This window comes from Okeania sp. SIO3I5, assembly GCF_010672085.1.
Taxonomy (GTDB): Bacteria; Cyanobacteriota; Cyanobacteriia; order Cyanobacteriales; family Microcoleaceae; genus Trichodesmium.
Genome location: NZ_JAAHHT010000171.1, coordinates 1 through 4,483, shown reverse-complemented (window position 1 = coordinate 4,483; position 4,483 = coordinate 1). Strand labels below are relative to the sequence as shown.

Here is a 4,483-nt window from a genome sequence, read left to right as displayed (position 1 = left end):
ATCTCAAAGGATTGACAAGAAATAAAGTGCATTTAAAAGTAAGAAGTAATAAGTTAGAAGGAAGAGGGAAAAAAATTGTCAGCATTTGTGTCAAAAAAACTGTAGGGGTTTAGTCTCCAAATCCCCCTATTTTTACTATTTTTACTAGGGGTTTGCTGATTAAATCTCAAAGGATTTACAAGAAATAAGGTGCATTTAGAAGTCAGAAGTAAGAAGTAAGAAGTAAGAAGGAAGAGGGAAAAAAATTGTCAGCATTTGTGTCAAAAAAACTGTAGGGGTTTAGTCTCCAAATCCCCCTATTTTTACTATTTTTACTAGGGGTTTGCTGATTAAATCTCAAAGGATTTACAAGAAATAAGGTGCATTTAGAAGTAAGAAGTAAGAAGGAATAAGTCAGAAGGAAGAGGAAAAAAAATTGTCAGCATTTGTGTCAAAAAAACTGTAGGGGTTTGGTCTCCAAATCCCCCTATTTTTACTATTTTTACTAGGGGTTTGCTGATTAAATCTCAAAGGATTGACAAGAAATAAAGTGCATTTAAAAGTAAGAAGTAAGAAGTTAGAAGGAAGAGGGAAAAAAATTGTCAGCATTTGTGTCAAAAAAACTGTAGGGGTTTGGTCTCCAAATCCCCCTATTTTTACTATTTTTACTAGGGGTTTGCTGATTAAATCTCAAATAATTTACAAGAAATAAAGTGCATTTAGAAGTAAGAAGGAAGAGGGAAAAAAAATTGTCAGCATTTGTGTCAAAAGACTGTAGGGGTTTGCTCTACAAATTCCCCTATTGTTACTAGGGATTTGCTGGTTAAATCTCAAAGTATTGACAAGAAATAAAGTGCATTTAATGGTCTGAAATACCTTGATTTTCAGCTCTTCATCCTCAAAAAGTTAGCATTTTAGGCAAGATGGGCAAAAAAATTATTCCCCTACTTCCCATTCCTTAAAAAAGACTTTTTCAGCAAACCTAAGTAGGGTTTGGAGACCAAACCCCTACGATAAAATCTTACCGAAACAATTAAACAATTAAACAATTAAATAATTAGATAATTCAGGTTTAAAGCCTCCCCAATAAAGGGAAAAAATTTATTTTTTTCCTTTTTGTCAATCCTCTCCCTAAAAGGGAGAGGTAATGATCCATTATCCATTATTGAAAACCTATTTAGGATTGCTATATTCGCTCTGACAAAATTCTTCTACTCTCATAAAATAGTTTGGTCTTTCTAATAAAAACTTGCAACTTTTAATTAAAAGCTCCTCTAAATTTTCTACAGAAATTAACCAAATTTGACCATTACTATCAGCTACAGCAATTTTTTTTCCATCTGAACTAAAGGCTATATCAATTGCATTTTCTGAAAATTCAAATTGGCTAATTTGTCGCCCTGATAAATTCCAAAGTCGTACCATACTATCAATTCCAACAGTAGCTATTAATTCTCCGTCAGGACTAAAATTAACTAGCTTAGTATCTAGATGTAAACTTTGAAAATTATTTATTAATCTACCTGTAGAAATATTCCACAATTCCACTACTCCATTTGATGTTGCTGTTAATAATGTCTGAGGTTGATTGATGCTAAAGTTCATACTAATAGCTTCTACGTCTAGGGTTTTGAATTGATTTTCAGCTCTATTCCACAACCTAATAGTAGATTTGCCATCTAATGTTGCTAGAAAATTTCCATTAGGAGTAAAACGAACACTTCTAATTAAACCATTATTATCTAAAGTTTCATTAGAGGATATAGTTATGGGCGATGATGATAGGTTCCAAATTTGCACGGGAATATCTATGCCGGCAGTTGCTAAATATTTACCATCACTACTAAAGCTAATACTATTTACTTCGCTTTCAGATATTTCTAATACATATAATTTTTTTCCTAAAGTTTTCTCTAAGAGACCCCATATTTTTACTGTACCGTTACTACCGGCAGTTGCTAAATATTTACTATCAGGATGAAAAATTAGACTATTAACTGATTGTTGTTCTGTTTGCCATTCTGTAATTTTTTTGCCTGACAAATTCCAAATAATTACTTTCCCATCTATTCCTGCTGAAGCTAAAAATTTTTGATTCGGACTAAATTTTACACTGGTAACTGCACCTTGATGACCTTGCAAAATAATTTTTCTTTTCTGAAGTAAACTATCTTTAAATTGTTCTTGTTCGTCAAGTTTATCAAGAATCATTTGTAAAGCTAATATTGGTCTAGTCGCAGGATATTCTGCTAGAGGAGTATTGTTATTTACTAAAGATTTTAATTTTTTTCCGGCAGATATAGCTTTGGGTAAAGCTTCTAATAATGCCTGATTTGTTGCCGATTTTTCGATAGCTAATAATAAAGCGTCAGTGCCAGTTTGTTCAATTTCACGACTAGATTGTGCTAGTTTAAATCTTTGATGAGCTAACAGAGAAAAGCCTATTGAGAAAATTAAAGATATGCCGAAAATAGTGGAACCTATTTGAATCCAACGTTTGGCTTTTTGTTGTGCTTTGACTACTTCCGCTTGAGCTTTTTTAGTTTCAATTTTTGTTAGTTCTAAAGTTTCTGTCTGAGCATCTAATACTAATTTTTGGCTAGTAGTCAAAAATTGGAAATCTTGATTCCTTAAACTTTTTCCGGCTGCCCAAACTAAAGCCGAGCGTAAATTTTCACCTTCCAATAAATAGGATTTATCTTCACAATTAGAATTGAGCCATGCTTTGATTGCTTCCGAATAGGGAGGCAACTTTTCCAATTCTTCAATAATCATTTCTTGGTGAAAAACTGCAGCATATATAGGATTAGCAACTATTAACTTACTATCTCGTTTAGCTACTAATCCAGATAACCGAAGTTCCATTTGTTCCGAACTATTATCCGCTACTATTCCAGTCAAATTATTCTGTAAAATTTCCAGATATAATCCCAATCTTCTGACTATTCGTTCATCCTTTCTCAAGATGCGATCGCGAATAGTTTTTAAATGTTCTGGTATATCCTGTGCTTCCCAATTATGAATAATTTTAGACCTAACAATTCCCGCTACTCCCTCTGCCGGATTAATGATTAATTCTCCATTTTCAATTAATAGTTTACAAACCTTTTGAGTTAAAAATGGTTGCCCTCCAGTCCAAGCCAAAACCTCTTTGAAAACTGCCTCTGGTTCCTGAGAAATTTCGACTAATCCATCCATCAATGATAAAGCTTCATCTAATTGAAAACCAGTCAGTTCGATCGCCTTGCCAATATTAAAAGGTGTACTACTTTTATCCTGACATAAATCTTGAGGTGTACTAACTCCTAACAAAGCAAAAGTTAAACGATTATATTCTTGATTATTAGCTCGTTTGTTGTAACAAGCTCGAATAAATCCTAAAAAATCATCCACTGGAAAATCTAGAGCTAGAATACTATCAATTTCATCAATAAAAATCACAATATTTTGATGAATTTGTGCCAGTAATACACTTTCAATAAACTCACTTAATCTTTGCACCGGCGCCAGATAATCTCGCTCTCGCCACCAGGTACGAATATTCACATATTCTGATAGATTAAAATTATTTTCTAATATTCGGAGAATACCCGCATACCACTGTTCGAGAGTTACCCCCCGATTACCAATTTCTGAAATGTCGATCGCCACACAATAAATACCCTCTTTTTGTAACCTTTGAATTGTTCTAACTTGCAAACTAGACTTTCCCATTTGACGAGAATTAAGAACATAACAAAACTCACCTGCTTTTAGACCTTCATAGAAATCTTCATCTGCTCGTCGGTTAACATAATTAGGTGCATTTTTAGGAAGACAACCACCAACTTGATAATAAGATTTTTGAGTAGGATTATTCATATTATGGAAATATTTATTGACTAAGTGAATATTTGTTTCTATGATACTAAATTAACAGGAGTTTTGACAGTAAATTATGGTAATCTATAAATCAGAAAAAAATAGCTAATTAACCAATGACAAGATTTATCCATGACCAATTTGCTAAAGATTATTTAGAAGAATTATTATCCCAACTAGGAGAATGTCAAATTCCTCTAGAAATTCGCAGTGAAGTTAGACAAGTAGATGTCTTTTTTGCTCCATCAACTCAACCAAAAATTTCGCCAGAAGAATTAGGATTATTAGGGAAATTAGCTACAACAATTTGTTTATTTGAACCATTTAGAAATCCTGTCACAATTGATGAAATTCGGAGTTGTTTACTTAAATTATTAGAGGTAAACACAGATTTTATCCGTCGAGCAAATCGGGAAAATACTCGCCTCAATGAAGATAATTATCCAAAATTATGGATATTAACACCGACAGCATCAAAGACAATATTAGAAGGTTTTGCTGCTAAAGCTGATGATGATAATTGGTGTACAGGAATTTATTTATTACCTAAATATCAGAGAACAGGATTAGTAGTAATTCATCAATTACCAAAGACATTAGACACTCTATCGTTAAGAATTTTGGGCAAAGGTAGAGTACAAGA

Annotated in this window: 1 protein-coding gene and 1 pseudogene; one reads left to right on the top strand and one right to left on the bottom strand. The window is 32.8% G+C overall.

Annotation, left to right across the window (positions count from 1 at the left end; translation table 11 throughout):
* Positions 1 to 1,152 precede the first annotated feature (1,152 nt).
* Positions 1,153 to 3,840, bottom strand: a complete 2,688-nt coding sequence (locus tag F6K40_RS28295; protein ID WP_293140541.1) for an AAA-like domain-containing protein — start codon at positions 3,838 to 3,840, stop codon at positions 1,153 to 1,155.
* Between the two features lie 116 nt (positions 3,841 to 3,956).
* Between F6K40_RS28295 and F6K40_RS28290 the strand changes: the two are divergent.
* Positions 3,957 to 4,483 (top strand): annotated as a pseudogene (locus F6K40_RS28290) (hypothetical protein); the annotation flags it as partial.